This window comes from Acinetobacter sp. ACNIH3 (assembly GCF_002918965.1).
In the GTDB taxonomy this organism is placed as follows: Bacteria; Pseudomonadota; Gammaproteobacteria; order Pseudomonadales; family Moraxellaceae; genus Acinetobacter; species Acinetobacter schindleri.
The window spans coordinates 1-2,832 of record NZ_PQLP01000102.1 but is presented as its reverse complement, the minus strand read 5'-3'; the positions used below and the strand labels follow the sequence as shown (position 1 = coordinate 2,832).

At 41.7% G+C, this 2,832-nt stretch carries 2 protein-coding genes; one reads left to right on the top strand and one right to left on the bottom strand.

Annotation, left to right across the window (positions count from 1 at the left end; all coding sequences use genetic code 11):
• On the top strand, window positions 1-1,854 hold a 1,854-nt coding region (locus tag C3420_RS16665; protein WP_146048176.1), incomplete at its 5' end, for a DEAD/DEAH box helicase.
• Window positions 1,855-1,872: 18 nt separating this feature from the next.
• Here the strand turns inward: C3420_RS16665 and C3420_RS16660 are convergent.
• Window positions 1,873-2,832: type II toxin-antitoxin system HipA family toxin (locus tag C3420_RS16660; RefSeq protein ID WP_103801077.1), on the bottom strand; the 960-nt coding region annotated here is incomplete at its 5' end.

Sequence of the window (2,832 nt, the reverse complement as noted above, 5' to 3'; positions counted from 1 at the left end):
CTGCAATATGTTGAAAATTTAAATATTTCCATCACTGAATCTGAAAGCCAACAAGACTGGTTCAATATCGGGGCGACCGTTCAGGACAGTGCAGGCAATAGCTATGATTTACTCGATGCACTTGTGGCTTTGGTGAAAGAACAGCCTGATTTACTTGATCCACGGATTTTTGGTCATCTGAATGACAGTCAAATTTTCACCCTGAAAACTGCAGCGGATCAACCAGATTTGGCTTTATCCGCAAAGGACATTAAGCCGGTATTGTTGCATCTGCAGAGCATTTTACAGCAAGAAGAGCGTAGCATAGATCGCTATGATGCGAGTCAACTATTAGAATTACAGCATCATCTGGGGATGGTGTGGCAGGTCAGTAATCGCCTGCAGCAATTTGCGCAGAAATTCAAACAAGGCTATCAGCAACAACTGCCGACACCACAAGGTTTTCAGGGGGAATTACGTCCATACCAGCAGCAGGGCCTAGGCTGGTTACAGTTTTTAAGGGAAACCCAGCATGGCGGGATTCTGGCGGATGATATGGGTTTGGGTAAAACAGCACAAACTTTAGCCCACTTACTCATGGAAAAGCAGGCTGGTCATTTGCAGGACAGACCCGCCTTAATTGTTGCACCCACATCGCTGATGCATAACTGGTTCAAAGAAGCGGAAAAATTTACCCCTGAGCTCAAGGTACTGCTGCTACAAGGCCCCGACCGCCATCAGTATTTTGAGCAGATTTCACACTATGACATTGTGTTAACCACCTACCCGCTCTTGGCGAGAGATGAAGAGCAACTGAAGCAATATGAATATCATCAACTCATTCTGGATGAAGCGCAGAATATTAAAAATCCGCGTGCCAAAGCTGCACAGGTAGTACGGCAATTAACAGCGCGACATCGTCTATGTCTAACTGGTACACCTATGGAAAATCATTTGGGTGAGCTGTGGGCACTATTTTATTTTCTAATGCCAGGATTTTTATATTCACAAGAAATCTTTAATAAAAAGTACCGCTATCCTATTGAAAAACGCGGCGATCAGCAGTTAAGGCAAAAGTTGGTAAACCGCATTAAACCCTTTATTTTACGTCGCTTGAAAACTGACGTTGCCAAGGAATTGCCTGAAAAAACCACGATTGAAGTCAATATTGACATGAATGAGCAGCAATCCAAGCTATATGAGGCTGTTCGCGCCACGATGCAGGCAAATATTCAGAAAATTGTGGCAGAAAAAGGCTTTAAGCGTAGTCAAATCCAAATTTTAGATGCCTTGCTGAAGCTGCGTCAGGTCTGTTGTCATCCTAGCTTGCTGAAACTGGATTCAGTTAAAACCGGGCAGGCGTATTCTGCCAAACTTGAACAGTTGATGGATATGGTTGTTCCAATGGTGGAAGAGGGACGAAAAATTCTTATTTTCTCTCAGTTTACCTCAATGTTGGAACTGATTGAACAACAGCTCTATCACGCAGAAATTGGCTATGTGAAGCTGACTGGAAAGACCAAAAAGCGAGATGAAGTCATTACAGCATTTCAGTCTGGACAAGTGCCGGTATTTTTAATCAGTCTGAAAGCAGGAGGGGTCGGTCTGAATCTAACTGCCGCAGATACGGTCATTCACTATGATCCATGGTGGAACCCTGCTGCTGAAGATCAAGCTTCAGATCGTGCATGGCGGATTGGACAGGACAAGCCGGTATTTGTGTATAAGCTGATTACCAATAAAAGCATAGAAGAAAAAATTATTGCCTTGCAGCAGAATAAAGCAGAACTGGCACAGTCTATTCTAAGCACAGATCATGAGGGAGAAGCGAAACTGACGGAAAATGATGTGATGAAATTGTTTGAGAAATTTTAGCTTGGTTACAGGTTTCCTCTAATCATCTGTAAGTATCTGAAAGTCTGGATGCAATTTTTTCCAATGTTCTCTTAATTTTTCTTTATGAACAGAAATCATAGGTAAGTCTAGTAATAGCGCTGGCCATACTGACCGTGCTTTGTCCATAATGGCGTGAAGTTGTTTTTCAATAACACGCCATGGAACACCGACTTTTTCAGCCCATTGTTCAAAGTGTTTCATCTCAGCTAAATACCAATCTTTATTTTTGGCAAGATTCAATGCGAAATGAAGCTCATTTTCAATATATACACTAGTCATCAATATATCGTATGCGGGAGATAATCTTGGTGTTCTTTTGTCCTGATAAATCATACTCCAGTTTTTTAAGTGTGCATCTCCATTGGCGAGCAAAATGTTGACAAGTAAGCGGCTGGCAAATTGCTGAATATCAAGAATTTTGTTATCTGAAAATTGATAAATGATCTTTCCTATCTGCTCATAATTTGTGGTGCTGTATTTCTGCTGTGGATATGCACCGAAGATCTGAGCAAAGTCTTCGATGTGAATAAGCTCTGTAGTATCAGCAGTACTCTGTCTATCAAATCTTTTGATTGCAAAAGCATATTGCTCTTGGGGTAAATTTAATGGTGGAAGGTTTTGTAAGAGTGCCATATCCACCAAGCGAATCTCAGGGACATCTATTCCGACCATTTTGGCAAGGCTCATCATAGAATATTCATTTAGCGGAACAAAAGCATGTCTGGAAGAAGGAGTTTTGATAATCCAGTCCCCGAGTAGAGACGATTCCGTTGCCTGGACTAGTGTAAAACGCCCATCTTTGGCTTTCATGGAAAACTTCATTTGGACGCCGGCCAAGGAAAACTTATTATCTGTTCGAATCTCTTGCTTTAAGATCTGATCTGGATTAGAGATCTGCAGTTTGAATTTTATTTCATCTGGAATTTCTTCTGGATCTAATGGAGTCGCAATGAGTGC